This is a genomic window from Streptomyces sp. NBC_00102 (assembly GCF_026343115.1).
Taxonomy (GTDB): Bacteria; Actinomycetota; Actinomycetes; order Streptomycetales; family Streptomycetaceae; genus Streptomyces.
Map to the genome: position 1 here is coordinate 5,090,032 of NZ_JAPEMC010000001.1, position 20,634 is coordinate 5,110,665.

17 protein-coding genes are annotated in these 20,634 nt (G+C 71.1%); 8 read left to right on the forward strand and 9 right to left on the reverse strand.

All coding sequences use genetic code 11. The features are described from left to right. The first annotated feature begins 30 nt into the window (after positions 1–30). A complete protein-coding gene (locus tag OHA55_RS22875; RefSeq protein ID WP_266709210.1) occupies positions 31–1,731 on the forward strand; it encodes a methylmalonyl-CoA mutase in 1,701 nt (566 codons plus the stop codon). A 29-nt stretch (positions 1,732–1,760) separates the two neighbouring features. Here OHA55_RS22875 and OHA55_RS22880 read toward each other — a convergent pair whose 3' ends face one another. Then, entirely contained in the window at positions 1,761–2,381 is a 621-nt protein-coding gene (locus OHA55_RS22880) for a TetR/AcrR family transcriptional regulator (RefSeq protein WP_266709212.1), read from the reverse strand. Between the two features lie 361 nt (positions 2,382–2,742). On the opposite strand from OHA55_RS22880, the gene OHA55_RS22885 reads away from it, so the two are divergent. From OHA55_RS22885 to OHA55_RS22900, 4 genes are all read left to right on the forward strand, one after another. After that, on the forward strand, positions 2,743–3,714 hold the full coding sequence (locus OHA55_RS22885) for a tetratricopeptide repeat protein (protein WP_266709214.1): 972 nt from the start codon (positions 2,743–2,745) through the stop codon (positions 3,712–3,714). 652 nt (positions 3,715–4,366) lie between these two features. Continuing rightward, positions 4,367–5,011 carry a DUF6230 family protein gene (locus tag OHA55_RS22890; protein ID WP_266709216.1) on the forward strand — a complete coding sequence of 215 codons (645 nt, stop codon included), beginning with the start codon at positions 4,367–4,369 and terminating at the stop codon, positions 5,009–5,011. Positions 5,012–5,102: 91 nt separating this feature from the next. After that, the gene (locus OHA55_RS22895) at positions 5,103–5,723 is read left to right on the forward strand and encodes a DUF6114 domain-containing protein (RefSeq protein WP_266709218.1); all 621 of its coding nucleotides are present in this window, start codon (positions 5,103–5,105) and stop codon (positions 5,721–5,723) included. Next, positions 5,716–7,083: a hypothetical protein gene (locus OHA55_RS22900; protein ID WP_266709220.1), complete on the forward strand. Its 1,368-nt coding sequence runs from the start codon at positions 5,716–5,718 to the stop codon at positions 7,081–7,083. The genes OHA55_RS22895 and OHA55_RS22900 overlap by 8 nt, the downstream gene beginning before the upstream one ends. A gap of 200 nt (positions 7,084–7,283) precedes the next feature. Here OHA55_RS22900 and pyk read toward each other — a convergent pair whose 3' ends face one another. From pyk to pta, 3 genes are all read right to left on the reverse strand, one after another. Continuing rightward, on the reverse strand, positions 7,284–8,714 hold the full coding sequence (gene pyk, locus OHA55_RS22905; protein ID WP_266709222.1) for a pyruvate kinase: 1,431 nt from the start codon (positions 8,712–8,714) through the stop codon (positions 7,284–7,286). A gap of 88 nt (positions 8,715–8,802) precedes the next feature. Further along, positions 8,803–10,140 (reverse strand): acetate kinase, encoded by a 1,338-nt coding sequence (locus OHA55_RS22910; RefSeq protein WP_266709224.1) that lies wholly within the window; start codon positions 10,138–10,140, stop codon positions 8,803–8,805. A gap of 5 nt (positions 10,141–10,145) precedes the next feature. Continuing rightward, a complete protein-coding gene (gene pta / locus OHA55_RS22915) occupies positions 10,146–12,218 on the reverse strand; it encodes a phosphate acetyltransferase (protein WP_266709226.1) in 2,073 nt (690 codons plus the stop codon). Positions 12,219–12,654: 436 nt separating this feature from the next. Between pta and OHA55_RS22920 the strand changes: the two genes are divergently transcribed. Continuing rightward, on the forward strand, positions 12,655–13,680 hold the full coding sequence (locus OHA55_RS22920) for an ATP-dependent 6-phosphofructokinase (protein WP_266709228.1): 1,026 nt from the start codon (positions 12,655–12,657) through the stop codon (positions 13,678–13,680). A 137-nt stretch (positions 13,681–13,817) separates the two neighbouring features. Here OHA55_RS22920 and OHA55_RS22925 read toward each other — a convergent pair whose 3' ends face one another. The 5 genes from OHA55_RS22925 to OHA55_RS22945 form a co-directional block, all read right to left on the reverse strand. Further along, entirely contained in the window at positions 13,818–14,375 is a 558-nt protein-coding gene (locus OHA55_RS22925) for an NADPH-dependent FMN reductase (RefSeq protein ID WP_266709230.1), read from the reverse strand. A 94-nt stretch (positions 14,376–14,469) separates the two neighbouring features. Further along, positions 14,470–14,988 (reverse strand): carboxymuconolactone decarboxylase family protein, encoded by a 519-nt coding sequence (locus tag OHA55_RS22930; RefSeq protein WP_266709232.1) that lies wholly within the window; start codon positions 14,986–14,988, stop codon positions 14,470–14,472. A gap of 98 nt (positions 14,989–15,086) precedes the next feature. Then, positions 15,087–15,761, reverse strand: a complete 675-nt coding sequence (locus OHA55_RS22935) for a response regulator (protein WP_266709234.1) — start codon at positions 15,759–15,761, stop codon at positions 15,087–15,089. Next, on the reverse strand, positions 15,758–17,464 hold the full coding sequence (locus tag OHA55_RS22940; RefSeq protein ID WP_266709236.1) for a sensor histidine kinase: 1,707 nt from the start codon (positions 17,462–17,464) through the stop codon (positions 15,758–15,760). The genes OHA55_RS22935 and OHA55_RS22940 overlap by 4 nt, the downstream gene beginning before the upstream one ends. A gap of 84 nt (positions 17,465–17,548) precedes the next feature. After that, positions 17,549–18,196: a GNAT family N-acetyltransferase gene (locus OHA55_RS22945; protein ID WP_266709238.1), complete on the reverse strand. Its 648-nt coding sequence runs from the start codon at positions 18,194–18,196 to the stop codon at positions 17,549–17,551. Between the two features lie 256 nt (positions 18,197–18,452). On the opposite strand from OHA55_RS22945, the gene OHA55_RS22950 reads away from it, so the two are divergent. Both OHA55_RS22950 and OHA55_RS22955 read left to right on the forward strand, forming a co-directional pair. After that, on the forward strand, positions 18,453–19,859 hold the full coding sequence (locus OHA55_RS22950) for a cation:dicarboxylase symporter family transporter (RefSeq protein WP_266709240.1): 1,407 nt from the start codon (positions 18,453–18,455) through the stop codon (positions 19,857–19,859). Positions 19,860–20,039: 180 nt separating this feature from the next. Continuing rightward, on the forward strand, positions 20,040–20,630 hold the full coding sequence (locus OHA55_RS22955) for a DUF5753 domain-containing protein (protein WP_323180441.1): 591 nt from the start codon (positions 20,040–20,042) through the stop codon (positions 20,628–20,630). Positions 20,631–20,634: the final 4 nt, after the last annotated feature.

Genomic DNA, 20,634 nt, shown 5'->3' on the forward strand with positions numbered 1-20,634 from the left:
ATAGTAGGACGTCCTAGTAAATTCGACATCATGGACGCTGACGCGATCGAGGAGGGCCGCCGACGCTGGCAGGCCCGTTACGACAAGGCCCGCACGCGCGACGCGGACTTCACCACGCTGTCCGGGGACCCGGTGGACCCGGTGTACGGGCCACGCCCCGGCGACACGTACGAAGGGTTCGAGCGCATCGGCTGGCCCGGCGAGTACCCCTTCACCCGGGGACTCCACCCGACCGGTTACCGGGGCCGCACCTGGACCATCCGCCAGTTCGCCGGCTTCGGCAACGCGGAGCAGACCAACGAGCGGTACAAGATGATCCTCGCCGCGGGCGGCGGAGGGCTCAGTGTGGCCTTCGACATGCCGACCTTGATGGGACGGGACTCCGACGAGCCCCGTTCGCTCGGCGAGGTCGGCCACTGCGGGGTCGCCATCGACTCCGCCGCCGACATGGAAGTCCTCTTCCGGGACATTCCCCTCGGCGAGGTCACCACCTCCATGACGATCAGCGGACCCGCGGTCCCGGTCTTCTGCATGTACCTCGTCGCCGCCGAACGCCAGGGCGTCGACCCGGCCGTGCTCAACGGCACCCTGCAGACCGACATCTTCAAGGAGTACATCGCCCAGAAGGAGTGGCTCTTCCAGCCCGAACCCCATCTGCGGCTCATCGGGGACCTGATGGAGCACTGCGCCCGCTCCATCCCCGCGTACAAGCCGCTCTCCGTCTCCGGCTACCACATCCGCGAGGCCGGTTCCACGGCCGCGCAGGAGCTCGCGTACACCCTCGCCGACGGCTTCGGATACGTGGAGCTGGGCCTCTCCCGGGGGCTCGACGTGGACGTCTTCGCGCCCGGCCTCTCCTTCTTCTTCGACGCCCACCTCGACTTCTTCGAGGAGATCGCCAAGTTCCGCGCCGCCCGCCGCATCTGGGCCCGCTGGATGAAGGAGACGTACGGCGCGACGACCGCCAAGGCCCAGTCGCTCCGCTTCCACACCCAGACCGCGGGGGTCTCCCTCACCGCCCAGCAGCCGTACAACAACGTCGTGCGGACCGCCGTGGAGGCGCTCTCCGCGGTCCTCGGCGGCACCAGCTCGCTGCACACCAACGCCCTCGACGAGACCCTCGCCCTCCCCTCCGCGCAGGCCGCCGAGATCGCGCTGCGCACCCAGCAGGTGCTGATGGAGGAGACCGGCGTCGCCAACGTGGCCGACCCGCTGGGCGGTTCCTGGTACGTCGAGCAGCTCACCGACCGGATCGAGGCGGACGCCGAGAAGATCTTCGAGCAGATCCGGGAACGCGGCACCCGCGCCCATCCGGACGGCCGCCACCCCATCGGCCCGATCACCTCGGGCATCCTGCGCGGCATCGAGGACGGCTGGTTCACCGGAGAGATCGCCGACTCCGCGTTCACCTACCAGCGCTCCCTGGAGAAGGGCGAGAAGCGGGTGGTCGGCGTCAACGTCCACCACGGTTCGGTCACCGGCGACCTGGAGATCCTGCGCGTCAGCCACGAGGTCGAGCGCGAGCAGGTACGCGCCCTCGGTGCCCGCCGGGCGGCCCGCGACGAGAGGCGGGTGCGCGGCTCGCTGGACGCGATGCTCGCCGCCGCCCGGGACGGCTCGAACATGATTCCGCCGATGCTGGAGGCGGTACGCGCCGAGGCGACGCTCGGCGAGATCTGCGGGGTGCTGCGCGAGGAGTGGGGCGTCTACACGGAGCCGCCGGGGTTCTGAGCGGGCTTCTCCCAGGGCGACGGCCTGCGCTACGCCACCGAGCCCAGGCCGGAGAGCAGCAGCGCGGTGAAGCGCCGGGCCCAGTCCGCGTCGACGGGCTCGGCGCTCACCAGCGTCCGGTGCACCACCGCGCCCGCGATCACGTCGAAGATCAGGTCGGCGGCCAGCACGGCCGACCGGCCGTCCGACTCGGGCGGCAGTTCGCCGCGCTCCTGGGCCCGTCGGCGGCCCTGGACCACCAGCCGCTTCTGGCGGTTGACTATCGAGTCCTGGATGCGGGTGCGCAGGGCCACGTCGCGGGTCGATTCGGAGACCACCGCCATCAGCGCGGTCCGGGTCTCCGGCCGCTCCAGCAGCTCGGCGAACTGGAGCACCACGCCCTGCACGTCGGCGGCGAGGCTGCCGAGGTCGGGGAGTTCGAGTTCGTCGAAGAGGACCGCGACGGCGTCCACGACCAGTTCGTTCTTGCCGGCCCACCGGCGGTAGAGGGTCGTCTTGGCGACCCCGGCGCGCGTCGCCACGTCCCCCATCGTCAGCTTCGACCAGCCGAGTTCGACCAGGGACGCCCGGGTCGCCTCCAGGATCGCGGTGTCGGCGTCGACACTGCGGGGGCGGCCGGGGCGGGCGGACTGGGGGTCGTTGCTCGGCATGGAGCGACCTTACCCGCGAGTAGGTAGGAGGTCCCGCTCCCGGTACGGGTGAGACAGATCACCGAGGTGTCCTGTTCAGGAGGGCTACTCGCCAGTTACGCTACGGGTCGTAGCGTAAGGACCCCCGGGCATCGGCCCGTTGGTCCCCGCCACGAAAGAGCGACAGACCACGTGGGGGCGCCGGATGGGGATCCGGTGCCGACCTGGCGGCACCGGACAGGGAAGTCGGCGCCGCGACCGGGAGGTTCGTACCTCCCGAGCCGTGTCCGTCCGCCCGCCCCGCACACCGGACGGGGCGGCGGCGGGACCCGGTTGACCGATCGCTTTCCGGAACGGTGGGCACAGGGGGGAGGATGTACGCATGCAGCCTAGGAACATGTCCATGAGCGGCGTCGTCGACCTCGCCGCTGTCAAGGCGGCCGGAGAGGCCAAGGCCAAGGCGGAGCAGGCCCGTGCCGAGGCCGCCCGCAAGGGGGGCACCGGCGCCGTCGCGCCGTCCGCCCTGGTGATCGACGTCGACGAAGCCGGATTCGAGCGCGACGTCCTCCAGCGCTCCGCCGAAGTACCCGTCGTCATCGACTTCTGGGCCGAGTGGTGCGAGCCCTGCAAGCAGCTCAGCCCCCTTCTGGAGCGGCTCGCCGTCGCGTACAACGGCCGCTTCCTCCTCGCCAAGGTCGACGTCGACGCCAACCAGATGCTGATGCAGCAGTTCGGCATCCAGGGCATCCCGGCGGTCTTCGCCGTCGTCGCGGGCCAGGCCCTCCCGCTCTTCCAGGGCGCCGCGCCCGAGGCCCAGATCCGCGAGACCCTGGACCAGCTGATCCAGGTCGGCGAGGAGCGCTTCGGTCTCACCGGGATCGTCGTCGACCCGGAGGCGGAGGGTGCCGACGCGGCTCCCGCCGAGATCCCGGCGGGCCCGTACGACGCGCTGCTGGAAGCCGCCTCCGTGGCCCTGGACGCCAACGACTTCCCGGGTGCGGTGCAGGCATACCGCAACGTCCTCTCCGACGACCCCACCAACCCGGAGGCCAAGTTGGGCCTCGCGCAGGCCGAACTCCTGGCCCGGGTGCAGAAGATGAACCCGCAGGAGGTCCGCGAGAAGGCCGCCGCCAACCCGGCCGACGTCGCCGCCCAGATCGACGGCGCCGACCTCGACCTCGTCGGGGGTCACGTGGAGGACGCCTTCGGGCGGCTCGTGGAGACGGTCCGCCGCACGTTCGGCGACGACCGGGACGCGGTGCGGGTGCGGCTGCTCGAACTCTTCGAGGTCATCGGCCCGGAGGACCCCCGGGTCGCCGCGGCCCGTGCGGCGCTGGCGCGCGTGCTGTTCTGATGCGCCCCGTCCTGGCAGGACTTGTCGGGGCGTGACTTGTTCCGATGTGACAAGACGGCCGTGGCGCCCACCGGGTGGCACGGCCGTTTTCGCGTCCGGGCGACAACTCGGGCCTTTCCGAGGCTCCACTTTGCCAAATCTTGACCTGATGAACCGCTGTTACTGGCAGTAAATCATCTCGGGTTCTCTGTCCGGTTGCATGGCGTTTTCCTCTGGTTCGGGCGTCCCTTTCGTGCCACCCTGCGTGGCCGGGTCGTGCCCCGGCGTCGCTGGTTGGTTATCAGCCCGTTACTAGCGAGTAACGACACCCCTTGTGCACGGGCCCCGAATGCACCACGATCGGCCACGCTCGGTCCAATACCCGCCAGCTCGACCGCCAGTCGGCGCCGGGGGCAGTTGGTCCCCACCGGGCGGGCCGGCGGAACGCGCGCCGGCCCAGGACAGGGGGGTTCCTGCCCGAGGGCGGGGCCTGTCCGACCGGCTGCGCGGACCGCGCGGTCAGTGGTTTGTCGCTCGGGGGTGATCGCCGGTGCATCGGATGCGGTACACGCCTCCGGAACGGGCGCTCTCCTTCCCGAGGACGTAGCACTTCTCCCATCCCAGGGCGGGCAACGGCCCGACCGGAGATGTACGTCCGAGAAGGAGGAAATATATGAGTTCCCAGGTTCGCGGTGGAACGAGATGGAAGCGTTTCGCCCTGGTCATGGTGCCGAGCGTCGTCGCGACCGCCGCGGTGGGCGTAGGCCTCGCGCAGGGCGCGCTCGCCGCGTCGTTCAGCGTGTCGGGACAGAGCTTCAAGGTCTCGGCCGACTCGCTCACGGGTCATGACTTCGTGCAGTACGGCAACGTCGCCGCGGGCGACGCCGGCAAGCACCCGGTGGCCGTCTCCGGTTTCAAGAGCGCGAAGATCACCAACATGTGCCAGTCGGTCGTCACGCCGAACCTGCCGTTCGGTCTCGGCACGTGGACGCTGACGCTGCACGCCGGCACCGACGAGAAGAAGCCGGTCGAGGCGACCGACCTGTACCTGGACGTCGCCGAGCTCGACGCGGACGCGTACTTCGAGAACATCGACATCGGTGTCGCGGCCGGTCAGCTCGGCAAGGACAGCAACGACCACTTCGGCGTCCAGCCGAACACCGGCGTCGACGGGGCCGCACTGTACGGCTTCGGCCAGCGTGCCGAGACGGCCGTCCTGACCAACGTTCACCAGAAGGCATGGGCGACCACCGCCGGCACCTTCAAGCTGAGCAACCTGAGTCTGCGTCTGAACAACGACTCGAAGGAGTGCTACTAAGCACCCCGTCCGGGCGGCCGGGCCCACGGAGGGTCCCGGCCGCTCGCCCTCTCTTTCTCACAGCAGTACCGGTTCCAGGGAGCTGTTTTCCATGAGCCCCGAGTCCACAGGGCAGAACGAGCACTACCTCACCGTCTTCCGGCGGGGATTCCGCACCTGGCGGGGTAACAGGCCGTTCTGGGCAGGCCTGTTCACCATGGCAGGCGGTGTACCGATTGCCTACTTCCCGTACGCCAACATGCACCTCGGCAATGTCACCCTGGCGATGTCCACCACCGCCGGCGCGGGCGCGCTGATCATCGGTGTTCTGCTCATCACGCTGGGCCTGACCATGTGGTTCCACCACATCGTCCGGGTGTTCGCCGGTGTCGCGGCCATTCTGCTCGCGCTGATCTCCATACCCATCGCCAACATCGGCGGCTTCGTGATCGGCTTCCTCTTCGCGATGCTCGGAGGATGCCTCTCCGTCTCGTGGGCGCCGGGCCAGGCCGAGGCTGACGCCGCGAGTCCCGTGGCCCCGGCTGTGTCCGACGAGTCCGTACGGAGTCAGGCAGCACCCCTTTCCTACGAGAAGTCGGCCTACGCGGACGGGCCCACCATCACGGGCCTCTACGGGGGCCCGGCCCACCCCGCGCACCAGCCCGCCCCCTCCGGACCGGCCGTCGGCGCCCACGCCGAGGCCGACGCGGACGGCGGGAGGCACCGTGCGTGAGGACGGGTACTCCGACACCTTCGCGGGCGAGGCCGCCCGTGAACGGAGGGGCCCGCGCCACGCGGCCCCCCGCAAGTCGCTGCTGATGAAGCTCAATCTGCCGTCGGGCAAGAAGGCCTTCGCGCTCGCCGCGATGCCGACCGCGGTCTTCGTGGGCATGAGTCTCACGCCCAAGCTGGCCATGGCGGACGACGCGTCGGACATCCCGTACGCGCCCGGACCGTGCGTCACCCGGTCCGACGAGCCGAGCGAGTCGGCCGAGCCGTCGGCTTCGCCGTCCCCCTCCGTATCCGACTCCGCGTCGACGGACACGGACGGCGCCAAGGGCGGCGACAAGGACGCGGACGCCACACCGACCGCGACCCCGTCCCCCTCCGCGACGTCGGAGGCACCCGCCGCCGGCACGACGAAGGACGAGACGGCCGCCGCGGGAACGAAGTCCGCCGCGGAGCCCACCCCGACCGCGACGAAGAGCACGAACCCGCTCGACCCGCTCGGTGTCGGTGACGCGATCAAGGGCCTCTTCGACGGCCTCGACCCGAATAAGGCGACCCCGTCCCCGAGCGCCACCACCGAGGCGCCCGCCGCTTCCGGTGCGGACGACTCGGCGGGCACGTCCGCGGCCGGATCCACCGGCACCGAAGATTCCACCGCAGCCTCCGACAGCGCCTCCGACGCCGCTTCCGACGCCGCTTCCGACGCCGCTTCCGACGCGGCGAAGAAGGCGGCCGCGGCGGCCGAGAAGACCGAGGCGGAGATCCGCGCGGCGGCGGCCGAGGCGGGCCGGACGGTCGAGGAGCTGGACGAGGACGCCAAGGGCCTCGACGCGAAGAAGGACGAGGACATCCCGGACGGCGCCAAGCAGCCGTTCCCGTGCCCGACCGAGGACCCGGAAGCCCTCGCGGCCGCCGAGCTGGAGCCGGGCATCCCCCTGCTGCCGACCGACCCGTGGATCCTGGAGTCCTCGCTGCTCACCCTCACCGGGCTGGACTACGCGGGCATCGTGGAGGTGAAGACGGCGGACGGCGGCATCAAGAAGGTCCTGAAGTTCACCGCCGACTCCGTCGACATCAAAGACCTCCACCAGAAGGCGGTCGGCCCGGACGGCACCACCACCCACGTCCAGGCGCGGGCGGGTTCCACGTCCACCATCCGTGGCGGCACGGTGACGATGTACACGGAGGAGCTGAAGGGCAACCTCTTCGGCATCATCCCGATCACCTTCAGCCCCACCGCCCCGCCCCCGATCAACGTGCCCTTCGCGTTCTTCACGAACGTCAAGGTCACCCAGGCCGGCCAGTTCGGCGGCTCGCTCACGGTGCCGGGTCTGCACAACTACCTGACCGCGAACGCGAGCTGACCCGCAACCCCACCCCCAGACCAGTCCGGGAGCCGCACGACACCTGTGGCCCGCACCCCTGTTGCGCAGGGAGGCGGGCCACAGGTGTGTCCGGCGCACCGCGGCGCCACCGGTACGGACAAGAACGGCCGTGGGCCGCACACCCCGGCTCACGCCGAAGTGTGCGGCCCACGGCCGTCGTTCTGCCCGGGGCGTGCGCGTCAGGCGCGCTCGCCGCCGCCCACGTGGTGGACGCGGACCATGTTGGTGGTGCCGGGGACGCCGGGGGGCGAACCGGCGGTGATGATCATGGTGTCGCCCTCGTTGTAGCGGCCGAGCTTCAGCAGCTCGGCGTCGACCATGTCGACCATCGCGTCGGTGGTCTCCACGTGCGGCACGACGTGGGCCTCGACGCCCCAGCTCAGGGCGAGCTGGTTGCGCGTGGACTCCTCCGTGGTGAAGGCGAGCACCGGCTGCGCGGCGCGGTAGCGGGACAGGCGGCGGGCGGTGTCACCGGACTGGGTGAACGCGACGAGCGCCTTGCCGTTCAGGAAGTCCGCGATCTCGGCGGCGGCGCGGGCGACCGCTCCGCCCTGGGTACGCGGCTTCTTGCCCGGGACCAGCGGCTGGAGGCCCTTGGAGAGGAGCTCCTCCTCGGCGGCGACGACGATCTTCGCCATCGTCTTGACCGTCTCGATCGGGTACGCGCCGACCGAGGACTCGGCGGACAGCATGACCGCGTCCGCACCGTCCAGAATCGCGTTGGCGACGTCGGACGCCTCGGCGCGGGTCGGACGGGAGTTGGTGATCATCGACTCCATCATCTGGGTCGCCACGATCACCGGCTTGGCGTTGCGCCGGCACAGCTCCACGAGGCGCTTCTGCACCATCGGGACCTTCTCCAGCGGGTACTCGACGGCGAGGTCGCCACGGGCCACCATCACACCGTCGAACGCCAGGACGACGCCCTCCATGTGCTCGACCGCCTGCGGCTTCTCCACCTTGGCGATGACGGGGACCCGGCGGCCCTCCTCGTCCATCACCTTGTGGACGTCCTTGACGTCCTCGGCGTCCCGGACGAAGGAGAGGGCGACCAGGTCGCAGCCCATCCGCAGGGCGAACCGGAGGTCCTCGACGTCCTTCTCGGACAGGGCGGGGACGTTGACCGCCGCGCCGGGCAGGTTGATGCCCTTGTGGTCGGAGATGACACCGCCCTCGATGACGATGGTCTTGACCCGGGGGCCCTCGACCGAGACGACCTTCAGCTCGACGTTGCCGTCGTTGATGAGGATCGGGTCGCCCTTGACGACGTCGCCCGGCAGACCCTTGTAGGTCGTGCCGCAGATCGACTTGTCGCCGGGGACGTCCTCCGCGGTGATGGTGAACTCGTCACCGCGGACCAGCTCGACGGGGCCTTCGGCGAACTTCGCCAGGCGGATCTTCGGGCCCTGGAGGTCGGCGAGCACGCCCACCGCCCGCCCGGTCTCGGCGGCAGCCTTGCGGACACGGTCGTACCGGCCCTGGTGCTCTTCGTGGGTGCCGTGGCTGAAGTTGAAACGGGCCACGCTCATGCCGGCCTCGATCAGAGCGACCAGCTGCTCGTGGGAGTCGACGGCGGGACCGAGGGTGCAGACGATTTTGGAACGGCGCATGGGGCGGATCCTATCGGTTTGTTTCACTGCGGAATATTCCGTCTGGTGGAAAGTACAAAGGGGCGTGGGGGTGCTCAGTTGTGGGCCTCTACGGATGCGTCGGCCCGGGCTCCCGCGGCCCGGCCCCGCTCCCCTGGCTGCCGTCCCCGGCGGCCTGCCCGACCAGCGCGAACGTCTGTCCGGCGATCTCCAGTTCCTCGTCCGTCGGTACCACGGCCACCGCGACCCGGGCGTACCCGGGGGAGATCAGCCGGGGCTGGGACGACCGTACGGAGTTCAGATCGCCGTCCACCGCCATGCCGAGCTCCTCCAGACCGGCGAGGGCAGCCTCCCGCACCGGGGCGGAGTTCTCGCCGACCCCCGCCGTGAAGACGACGGCGTCCACCCGGCCGAGGACGGCCATATAGGCGCCGATGTACTTCTTCAGCCGGTGGATGTAGATGTCGAAGGCGAGGGCGGCACGTTCGTCGCCCTCGTCCACCCGGCGGCGGATCTCGCGCATGTCGTTGTCGCCGCAGAGACCGACCAGGCCGCTCTTCTTGTTCAGCAGCTCGTCGATCTCGTCCACGGACATCCCCGCCACCCGCTTCAGGTGGAAGGTGACCGCCGGGTCGACGTCCCCGGAGCGGGTGCCCATGACCAGCCCCTCCAGCGGGGTCAGCCCCATCGAGGTGTCCACGCACCGCCCGCCCGCGATCGCGGACGCCGAGGCACCGTTGCCCAGGTGCAGCACGATCATGTTGAGCTCCTCGACCGGCCGGCCCAGCAGCTTCGCCGTCCGCCGCGAGACGTACGCGTGCGAGGTGCCGTGGAAGCCGTAGCGGCGCACCCGGTGGGCGTCGGCGGTCTCCACGTCGATCGCGTACCGGGCCGCGTGCTCGGGCATCGTCGTGTGGAACGCCGTGTCGAACACCGCGACCTGCGGCAGGTCCGGCCGCAGCCTCTGCGCCGTACGGATACCGGTGATGTTCGCCGGGTTGTGCAGCGGGGCGACCGGCACCAGGCGCTCGATCTCCTTCAGCACGTCGTCGGTGACCACGGTCGGCTCGGTGAACCTGAGCCCGCCGTGCACCACCCGGTGCCCGATCGCCGCCAGCTCGGGGGAGTCCAGCCCCAGCCCGTCGGCCGCCAGCTCCTCGGCCGCGGCCTTCAGGGCCGCCGCGTGGTCGGCGATCCGGCCGGTGCGCTCGCGGGCCTCGCCGCCGTCGCCCGGGCGCGGGGTGTGCACCAGGCGGGACGTTTCCTCGCCGATGCGCTCCACCAGTCCGGAGGCGAGCCTGGAGTGGTCGCGCATGTCCAGCAGCTGGTACTTCACCGACGAGGAGCCGGAGTTGAGGACCAGCACCCGGTGCGCGCCGGAGGACGCCGCGCCCGCGCCGTCCTGCCCGGTCCTCGCGGTGGTCGCCTCGGTGTTCGGGTCGGTCATGCGGGTCACTCCTCGCCCTGCGCCTGGATAGCTGTAATAGCCACGGTGTTTACGATGTCCTGTACCAGGGCGCCGCGCGACAGATCGTTGACCGGCTTGCGCAGCCCCTGGAGCACGGGACCCACCGCGACCGCGTTGGCCGAGCGCTGTACGGCCTTGTAGGTGTTGTTGCCGGTGTTGAGGTCCGGGAAGATCAGCACGGTGGCCTGGCCCGCCACCGGGGACTCGGGCATCTTCGTCGCGGCGACGGTCGGCTCGACCGCCGCGTCGTACTGGATCGGGCCCTCGATGAGCAGGTCGGGCCGCGCCGAGCGGACCCGCTCCGTCGCCTCCCGCACCTTCTCCACGTCCGCGCCGGAACCCGAGGTCCCGGTGGAGTACGAGAGCATCGCGATCCGAGGGTCCACGCCGAAGCGGGCCGCGGTCGCCGCCGACTGGACCGCGATGTCGGAGAGCTGCTCGGCGTCCGGGTCCGGGTTCACCGCGCAGTCGCCGTACACCAGCACCTTGTCGGCGAGGCACATGAAGAAGACCGAGGAGACGATGCGTGCGTCGGGCTTGGTCTTGATGATCTCGAAGGCCGGCCGGATGGTCGCCGCCGTCGAGTGCACGGAGCCGGAGACCATGCCGTGCGCCAGGCCCTCCTGGACCATCAGGGTCCCGAAGTAGTTCACGTCGGAGACCACGTCGTACGCCAGCTCCACCGTCACCCCGCGGTGCGCGCGCAGCTGTGCGTACCGCTCCGCGAAGGTCTGTCGCAGCTCGGAGGTCTGCGGGTCGACGATCTGCGTGTCCGCGAGGTCGATGCCGAGGTCGGCGGCCTTCTTGCGGATCAGGTCCACGTCGCCCAGGAGCGTCAGGTCGCACACGTCGCGGCGGAGCAGTACGTCGGCGGCGCGCAGCACGCGTTCCTCGGAGCCCTCCGGCAGCACCACCCGGCGTCGGTCGGCGCGCGCCTGCTCCAGCAGGTCGTGCTCGAACATCATCGGCGTGACGCGTCCGGTACGGGCCACCGAGACCCGCTCCAGCAGCGCGGCGGTGTCCACGTGGCGCTCGAAGAGGCCGAGCGCGGTCTCCGCCTTGCGGGGCGTGGCCGCGTTCAGCTTGCCTTCGAGGGCGAAGAGTTCACCGGCGGTGGGGAAGGAACCGCCGGGCACCGAGACCACCGGGGTGCCGGGCGCGAGCCGGGCCGCCAGCTGGAGGATCTCGTCGTCGGGGCGCTCGTCCAGGGTCAGCAGCACCCCGGCGATGGGCGGGGTACCGGCGCTGTGCGCGGCGAGCGAACCCACCACCAGGTCGGCCCGGTCGCCGGGGGTCACCACCATGCAGCCGGGCGTCAGCGCCTTCAGGAACCTCGGCAGCATCGCCCCGCCGAAGACGAAGTCCAGCGCGTCCCTCGCGAGCCCCGCGTCGTCGCCGAGCAGCACCGTGCCGCCCAGCGCCGCGGTGACCTGCGCGACCGTGGGCGCCGACAGGGCCGGCTCGTCGGGCAGTACGTACACCGGGACGGTCAGCCGCTCCACGATGCGCTCGGCGAGGGCGTCCCGGTCCTCGGGCGCGACCCGGTTGACCACCATCGCCAGCACGTCGCAGCCGAGCCCGGCATAGGCGCGGTACGCGTTGCGGGCCTCGGCCCGCACCGAATCGGAGGGCTGGTCCTTCCCACCGACCACCGCGATGACCGAGGCCCCGAACTCGTTGGCGAGGCGGGCGTTCAGCGCCAGCTCGTCGGGGAGCTGGGTGTCCGCGTAGTCGGTGCCGAGGACCAGTACCACTTCGTACGCGCGCGCGACCTGGTGGAAGCGCTCGACGAGCCGGGAGACGAGTTCGTCGGTACCCTGCTCCGCCTGTATCGCGGACGCCTCCTGGTAGTCGAGGCCGTAGACGGTCTCCGGGCTCTGGGAGAGCCGGTAACGGGCGCGCAGCAACTCGAACAGCCGGTCGGGGCCGTCGTGGACCAGCGGCCGGAAGACGCCGACGCGGTCCACCTGCCGCGTCAGTAGCTCCATGACCCCCAGTTCGACGACCTGGCGGCCGTCTCCCCGGTCGATCCCGGTCACGTACACGCTGCGCGTCACGCGTGCTCTCCCGTCCTGGTGCGGCTGTTCGCCCGATACGGGCGGTGATATCCCGGTAGGGGTGGCATTGGCTTGCATTATTTCCGACGATACCTGCGGGGACCGCAGGGCCGCCCGCCGGAGACCCTTTCCCCGGACGGGACCCGGCCGTTGCCCGTGCGCGCCCGTGCGCACGGATGCGCACGGGGATTCACGGGGGTCCGCGGGGTGTTTCTGCCCGCCCCGGCTCCCCGGCAGCCATCAGGCCCCACGTAACGTGGGCGCGAAGGCGGCTTCCGGACCTGTTACCCGGATTTTCGCCCCCTGTTCGTGCGCCGGAGCAGCCGAAAGCGCGGGGTGTACCCCTGCCGTGGGAGAATCGTGACGGCTCACGGCGCGGGGGCCGCTCACCAAGGCCCCGAACAGCCCGGTACTAGCGAGCAGGAGATACAGCACGATGCGCATCGGAATTCTCACCGCAGGCGGCGACTGCCCCGGCCTGAACGCAGTGATCCGTTCGGTCGTGCACCGCGCAGTCGTGGGTCACGGCGACGAGGTCATCGGCTTCGAAGACGGCTTCAAGGGCCTGCTGGACGGCCACTTCCGCCCGCTCGACCTGAACGCCGTCAGCGGCATCCTGGCCCGCGGCGGCACCATCCTCGGCTCCGCCCGCCTGGAGCGCGACCGGCTCCGTGAAGCCGCCGAGAACTGCGAGGAGCTGTCCCGCCGTTACGGCATAGACGCCCTCATCCCCATCGGTGGCGAGGGCACCCTGACGGCCGCCCGCATGCTCTCCGAGGCCGGCATGCCGGTCGTCGGCGTCCCGAAGACCATCGACAACGACATCTCCGCCACCGACCGCACTTTCGGTTTCGACACCGCGGTGGGCGTGGCGACCGAGGCCATAGACCGTCTCAAGACCACCGCCGAGTCCCACCAGCGCGTCATGGTCGTCGAGGTGATGGGCCGTCACGCCGGCTGGATCGCCCTGGAGTCCGGCATGGGCGGCGGCGCGCACGGCATCTGCCTGCCCGAGCGCCCCTTCCAGGTCGACGACCTGGTCAAGATGGTCGAGGAACGCTTCGCCCGTGGCAAGAAGTTCGCGGTCATCTGCGTCGCCGAGGGCGCGCACCCGGCCGAGGGCTCGATGGCCTACGCCAAGGGCGAGATCGACCAGTTCGGCCACGAGCGTTTCCAGGGCATCGGCAACCGCCTCGCCGTCGAACTGGAGCGCCGCCTCGGCAAGGAGGCCCGCCCGGTCATCCTCGGCCACGTGCAGCGCGGCGGCACCCCGACCGCGTACGACCGCGTCCTCGCGACCCGCTTCGGCTGGCACGCCGTGGAGGCCGTCCACCGCGGCGAGTTCGGCAACATGACCGCCCTGCGCGGGACCAGCATCGAGATGGTGCCGCTCGCCGACGCGGTGACCCAGCTGAAGACCGTACCGGCGGACCGTATGTTCGAGGCGGAGTCGGTGTTCTAGGGCGCGCACGGCAGCACGCGCCGGAAGGCTGTTCCGCGCCCCGGGAGGGGCGGGGGGACAGCCTTCCGGCGTTTCCGCGTGCGCTGTGCCGGAGGCCCGGAGGCCCGGAGGCCCGGAGGCCCGGAGGCCCGGAGGCCTCAGCCGCGCAGCGTCTTCAGCGCACCGGCCCATCGCTCCAACTGGTCCAGGACACGGATCAGTTCCTTCTCCCGGGACGCGGTGGGCGCGAACGCCGGGTACTCCGCGAAGTCGTCCCCGATGGTGAGCGCGAGCTGCGCCTGCACGGTGGCGAGCTGGAGTTCGGCGGCGACGCCCCGCAGATGCTCCGCCGCGCGCACACCGCCCGCGAACCCGAGGCTGACGAACCCGGCAGCTTTGTCGTTCCACTCGTCGTAGAGGTGGTCGAGCGCGTTCTTCAGTACGGCCGGGGCGCTGTGGTTGTACTCCGGCGTGACGAAGAGGAAGCCGTCGAATCCGGCGACCCGCGCCGACCAGCGCCGGGTGTGCTCGTGCTCGTACCGCCCGCTCCGGGGCGGTTGCGCCTCGCCTTGGAGGGGCAGGTCGTGGTCGGCGAGGTCGACGAGTTCATAGGTGGCGTCCTGGCGCCCGGCGGCGACGGTGAGAGCCCAGTCGGCCACCGCGCGGGTCACGCGACCCGGGCGGACACTGCCGACGACGACGGCGATCCTGATCATGGCTGCTGCTTCCCATCTCCGGGGTGAATGCGGGTAAGGGGTGGTCGGGGTGCATGGGGTGATCGGGGTGCGTGGGTGGCCGAGTGCCGGTCGGTCAGCCGAACTGGCCCGGCTGGTAGTCGCCGGCGGGCTGGCGGACCATGACGTTCAGCCGGTTGAAGGCGTTGATGACCGCGACGAGCGAGACCAGGGCGACGAGTTGCTCCTCGTCGTAGTGCTTGGCCGCAGTCTCCCACGCCTCGTCCGTGACTCCGCCGGCCGCGTCGGCGATCCGGGTGCCCTGCTCGGCCAGTTCGAGTGCGGCGCGCTCGGCCTCGGTGAACACCGTGGCCTCCCGCCAGACCGCGACCAGCGCGAGGCGCACCGCGCTCTCCCCGGCCGCCGCGGCCTCCTTGGTGTGCATGTCGGTGCAGAACCCGCAGCCGTTGATCTGACTGGCGCGGATCTTGATCAGTTCCTGGGTGGCGGCGGGCACGTTCAGCGCCGAGACCGCCTTCCCCGCCGCCGTGAAGTGCCCCAGCATCCTGGTGACGGCGGGGCTGCCGAAGATGTCGAGCCGGGCCTTCGGGATGTTCGTGGTGGTCGTGGTGGTCGTGTCGGTCGGGGTGCTCATGGGGGCTGCTCCTTCGCCGTGTGGGCCGGTACACAGCTCTGACAGGACAGCCCGGCGAAATGTGACACGGCCCCGGCCCGTCCGTGTCCGGCCGGGGCTCAGCGCGCTTCCGGCACCCACCGGTAGTGCAGTTCCGGCCGTCCCACCTGGCCGTAGTGCGGACGGCGGGCGGCGCGGCCGAGGCCGACGAGGTGTTCGAGGTAACGGCGCGCGGTGATGCGGGAGATCCCCAGCGCCTCGCCGGTGGCCGCCGCCGTCACCCCGTCCGGCGCCTCGCGCAGCTCACGGGTGACCGCCTCCAGCGTCGGCGCGCTCAGCCCCTTCGGCAGCGCCGCAGGGTGCGGGGCGCGCAGCACCCCGAGCGCCCGGTCCACCTCCTCCTGGCCGCTCGCCTCCCCGGCTGCCGCCCGGAACTCCGCGTACCGCACCAGCCGGTCCCGCAGCGTCGGGTAGGTGAACGGCTTCAGCACGTACTGCACCACCCCCAGCGAGACGCCCTCCCGCACCACCGCGAGGTCCCTCGCCGAGGTCACCGCGATCACGTCGGCGCCGTGCCCGGCCGCCCGCAGGGCCCGCAGCAACTGGAGCCCGTGGCCGTCGGGGAGGTACAGGTCGAGCAGGAGCAGATCCACGGGCTCCCGGTCCAGCGCGCGTACCGCCTCCGCCCGGGTGTGCGCCACCGCCACCACCTCGAAGCCCTCGACCCGTGCCACGTACATCCGGTGGGCGTCGGCGGCCACCGGGTCGTCCTCGACGACCAGGACCCGGATCACGCGCGCTCTCCCGTCGAGCCGGCCGTGCTGCCGGTGGCGGCCCGGTGGGGGGTGCGGTCGCCGATCGGCAGGCGTACGGAGAACTCCGCGCCGCCGTCCGCGCTCCGCCCCAGATCCACCGTCCCGCCGTTGCGCCGCACGGTCTGGCGGACCAGCGCGAGCCCCAGCCCCCGCCCGCTGCCGTGCGTCGACCAGCCGGTACGGAACACCGCCTCGGCGTCCTCCAGCCCGATGCCGGGACCGTTGTCCGCCACCTTCAGCAGCAGCTCGCGGGCATCGGCCCCGGCGACGGCGGTCACCGTCACCCGGGGGCGGGCGAGCGCGTACGCGCCCGCCGCGTCCTCGTCGTCGCGCGGTACGTACGAAGGGGCGCCCGGGCCCCCGGCCGCCGCGTCCATCGCGTTGTCGATGAGATTGCCCAGCACCGTGACCAGATCCCGCTGCGCCAGGGTGTGGGGCAGCACCCCGTCGTCGATGAGGCTGTCTTCGGCCAGCACCAGCTCCACCCCGCGCTCGTTGGCCTGCGCCGCCTTGCCCAGCAGCAGCGCCGCGAGCACCGGTTCGGCGACCGCGCCCACCACCCGGTCCGTCAGCACCTGGGCCAGCTCCAGTTCGGCGGTCGCGAACCCCACCGCCTCCTCGGCACGGCCCAGCTCGATCAGCGACACCACCGTGTGCAGCCGGTTCGCCGCCTCGTGCGCCTGTGCGCGCAACGCCTGGGAGAATCCGCGCTCCGAATCCAACTCGCCGGACAACGCCTGTAGTTCGGTGTGGTCCCGCAGGGTCACCACGGTGCCCCGCTGCTCACCGCCCACCACCGGGCGGGAGTTGAGGGCGATCACCCGGTCCGCCGTCAGGTGGAGCTCGTCCACGCGTGGCTCGGACGCCAGCAGCGCCCCGGTCAGCGAGGGCGGCAGCTCCAGCGCGTCCGCCTTCCGGCCCACCGCCTCGGGTCCCAGCCCGAGCAGCTCCCGGCCCGCGTCGTTGATCAGCGCGATCCTGCGCTGCCCGTCCAGCATCAGCAGCCCCTCGCGCACCGCGTGCAGGGCCGCCTCGTGGTAGTCGTGCATCCTGCTCAGCTCCGCCGCGTTCATCCCGTGCGTATGGCGGCGCAGCCGGGCGTTGATCACGTACGTACCGATCCCGCCGAGCGCCAGCGCACCGGTCGCCGCCAGGCTCAGCGCCCGCAACTGCCCCCGTACCTGGGAGGAGACCCGCTCCACGGTGATGCCCGCGCTGACCAGCCCGGTGATCCGGCCCCCGTCGCGTACCGGGGTGACCACCCGGATCGACGGGCCGAGCGTGCCGGTGTAGGTCTCCTCGAAGGTCTCGCCCCTCAGCGCCCGCGCGGTGTGCCCGAGGAAGGTCTCGCCGATGCGCGTCCGGTCCGGATGCGTCCAGCGGACCCCCTGCGGGTCCATGATCGTCACGAACGCGATGCCGGTGTCCCGGCGGACCTGTTCCGCGTACGGCTGGAGCACGGAGGACGGGTCCGGGGTGCGGATCGCCTCCCGTACGGAGGGCGAGCCCGCGACCGCCAGTGCCGCGGCCCGCACCTGCCGCCGCGCGGTCTCCTCGGCCCGCGCGGAGCCGGAGACGTACGCGAAGAACGCCCCGCCGGCCACCACGGCGGCGATCAGGACGACCTGCATGGCGAACAGCTGACCGGCCAGGCTGCGGGGACGGGGACGGAAGGAACGCATGGCGGACAGTCTGCCCCGGGAGCGGGGAGGTGCGGGAGGACGGGTGGGGGACGGGACACGGGCCCGCCCGCCGCCGGGCTCCGGTCAGCCGGCGGTGACCGGCAGGTCCCAGGACCGGGCGCGGGTGAGGGCCTCCCACTCCTCCCGGAGCAGCGCGTGCAACCCGAGGTCGTGCCGGCGCCCCCGGTGCATGCAGGCGGAGCGGCGTACCCCCTCCTGGGCGAACCCGGCCTTGGCCAGGACGCCCAGGGCCGCGGTGTTCGTGGTGTGGGTCTCGGCCTCGACCCGGTGCAGCGGCAGTTCGCCGAAAGCGAGGTCGACCAGGGCGTCCACGGCGGCGGTGCCGTACCCCTGTCCACGGTGGGCGGGGTCCAGCATCAGGGCGATCGCGGCCGAACCGTCGACGATGTCCTGTCCGGTCAGGGCGATGTGGCCGAGCGGAGTGCCGTCGGGAAGCAAAACGACGAAGTCGTCGCGGTCCCCGTTCTCCAGGTCGCTCTCGACGCGCTCGCGTACCGCCGACAGGGAACGCGGCCATGTGCCGACTTCATGGGCGATGACGGGGTCGGAGCGCCAGGCATGGATCAGCTCCGCGTCGTCCGGGTCCAGCGCGGCGAAGGCGATGCCCCGGCCCCGCCAGCAGACGGTCCGGAGCCGCTCGGTGTCCCCGTGCCCGTCCTCCGGCTCCCCGTCGCCCACGGTCTCTTCCGTCCCTGCTCCGGTATCGGTCATGGGCGGAGGCTAACGGCGCCGCGCATACCGTGGCCAGGCGTTTTCGCCTTCACCCGGCTCCGGCCCGCGTGAACGTTATGAACGCAAGGGTGACCCGCGTCACGGCTCGATGGATAGTCACCGGGGCCCCCAGGGACGGGGGCCGGTACGCGCTCCGACGACGGGACCCGTACGTGCCCCGGGCCAGGGGACTCGTACGCGCCCGGGTTCCGGGACTCGTACGCGACCGAGCCGAGACCGAACCCAGGAGGCACCCGTGGCAGGGACAGCCGGACAGCGGGACCGTACCCAGTACCTGTACATCGCCGTCATCGGTGCCGTGGTGCTCGGCATCCTCGTGGGCTTCGCCGCCCCCGGGGTCGCCGTCGAGCTGAAGCCCATCGGGACCGGCTTCGTCAACCTCATCAAGATGATGATCTCGCCGATCATCTTCTGCACGATCGTGCTCGGCGTCGGTTCGGTGCGCAAGGCCGCCAAGGTCGGCGCGGTGGGCGGACTCGCGCTCGGCTACTTCCTGGTGATGTCGACCGTCGCCCTCGCCATCGGCCTGATCGTCGGCAACATCCTGGAGCCCGGCTCCGGACTGCACCTCACCGAGACCGTCCGCGCGGCCGGGGAGAAGCAGGCGTCGGGGGCGAGCGAATCCACCGCCGACTTCCTGCTCGGCATCATCCCGAAGACGATGGTCTCGGCCTTCACCGAGGGCGAGGTCCTCCAGACCCTGCTGATCGCGCTGCTCGCGGGCTTCGCCATCCAGGCCCTCGGCTCCGCCGGCGAACCGATCCTGCGCGGCATCGGCCACATCCAGAAGCTCGTCTTCCGTATCCTCGCCATGATCATGTGGGCCGCCCCGGTCGGCGCGTTCGGCGCCATGGCGGCGGTGGTCGGCGAGACCGGCGTGGACGCCCTGAAGTCGCTCGCCATCATCATGGTCGGCTTCTACCTCACCTGCGCCATCTTCGTCATCGTCGTCCTCGGGAGCATCCTGCGCCTGGTCGCCGGGGTGAACCTGTTCCTGCTGCTCAAGTACCTCGGCCGCGAATTCCTGCTGATCCTCTCCACCTCGTCCTCCGAGTCCGCCCTGCCGCGCCTCATCGCGAAGATGGAACACCTCGGCGTCAGCAAGCCCGTCGTCGGCATCACCGTGCCGACCGGCTACTCCTTCAACCTCGACGGCACCGCCATCTACCTCACGATGTCGTCCCTCTTCATCGCCAACGCCATGGGCGACCCGCTGAGCGCCGGAGAACAGATCTCCCTTCTCGTCTTCATGGTCATCGCCTCCAAGGGAGCCGCCGGAGTCACCGGCGCCGGCCTCGCCACCCTCGCGGGCGGCCTCCAGTCGCACCGCCCCGAACTCGTCGACGGCGTCGGCCTGATCGTCGGCATCGACCGCTTCATGAGCGAGGCCCGCGCCCTGACCAACTTCGCCGGGAACGCCGTCGCCACCGTCCTCGTCGGCACCTGGACGAAGGAGATCGACAGGGCCCGCGTGGACGAGGTCCTCGCCGGCAACCTGCCCTTCGACGAGCGGATGCTGCAGGACGACGCCCCTGCGGACGCCGGTACGGGCTCCGGGACGGACGCCGGCTCCGGCTCCCCGGCCACCGCCGCCGAGGTGCCCGACCAGCGCGACGGGGGCGGTGTCCCGGCGAAGGTCTGACCGGCCCCGGACCGGCCCCGGCCGCCCTGGGCCGGCCGATCCCCCCTGAGCCCACACACGTCGAGACCCTCGCCGAGAACCCCACCCCCCAGCCTCGGCCGTCTCGCCGGGAACGCCCGCGCCTCCGACTTCCGGTCGAGGCGCGGGCGTTCCTGTGTGCGGGCGGGTATCACGTCGCCCGTGTGCAGGCCGGTGATCAGCCCAGGATTCAAGGCTCATCTGGGCCTTGAGGCAACCGCCTCCGCGATCTTGAAATACGAAGCCGAGTACGTCCCGGGTCTGCTGCAGACAGAGGCGTATGTGCGGATCATTCACCAGAGGGCTCACCAAGGCCTGAGCGAAGAGGACATCCAGCGGCTGGTGGACGTACGGATCACCCGCCAGGCCGTCCTCCGCCGGGATCCGCCTCTGAGATTCACCGCCATCATCAACGAGGCTGTTCTGCATCGACAGGTGGGCGGGGCCGAGGTGATGCGCGCTCAACTGGCTCGCATCGTGGAGGCCGCATCCGCACCGAACGTGCGAGTGCAGGTGGTTCCCTTCGCGCTGGGAGATCACCCCGGGATGAACGGGGCATTCACCATGTTCCAGTTCCACGACCGGGTGGCGCTGAAGCCCATTGTCTACTTCGAGAATCTGGCCGACGCCTGGGTGAGCAGGCGTGAGGCAGACGTCGAACGCCACATGGATGCCTTCACCGACCTCCAGGCGCTCGCTCCGGGGCCGCAAGAGTCCGTAAGTATGATCAAGAAGGCGATGAAGGAGCACTGATCCG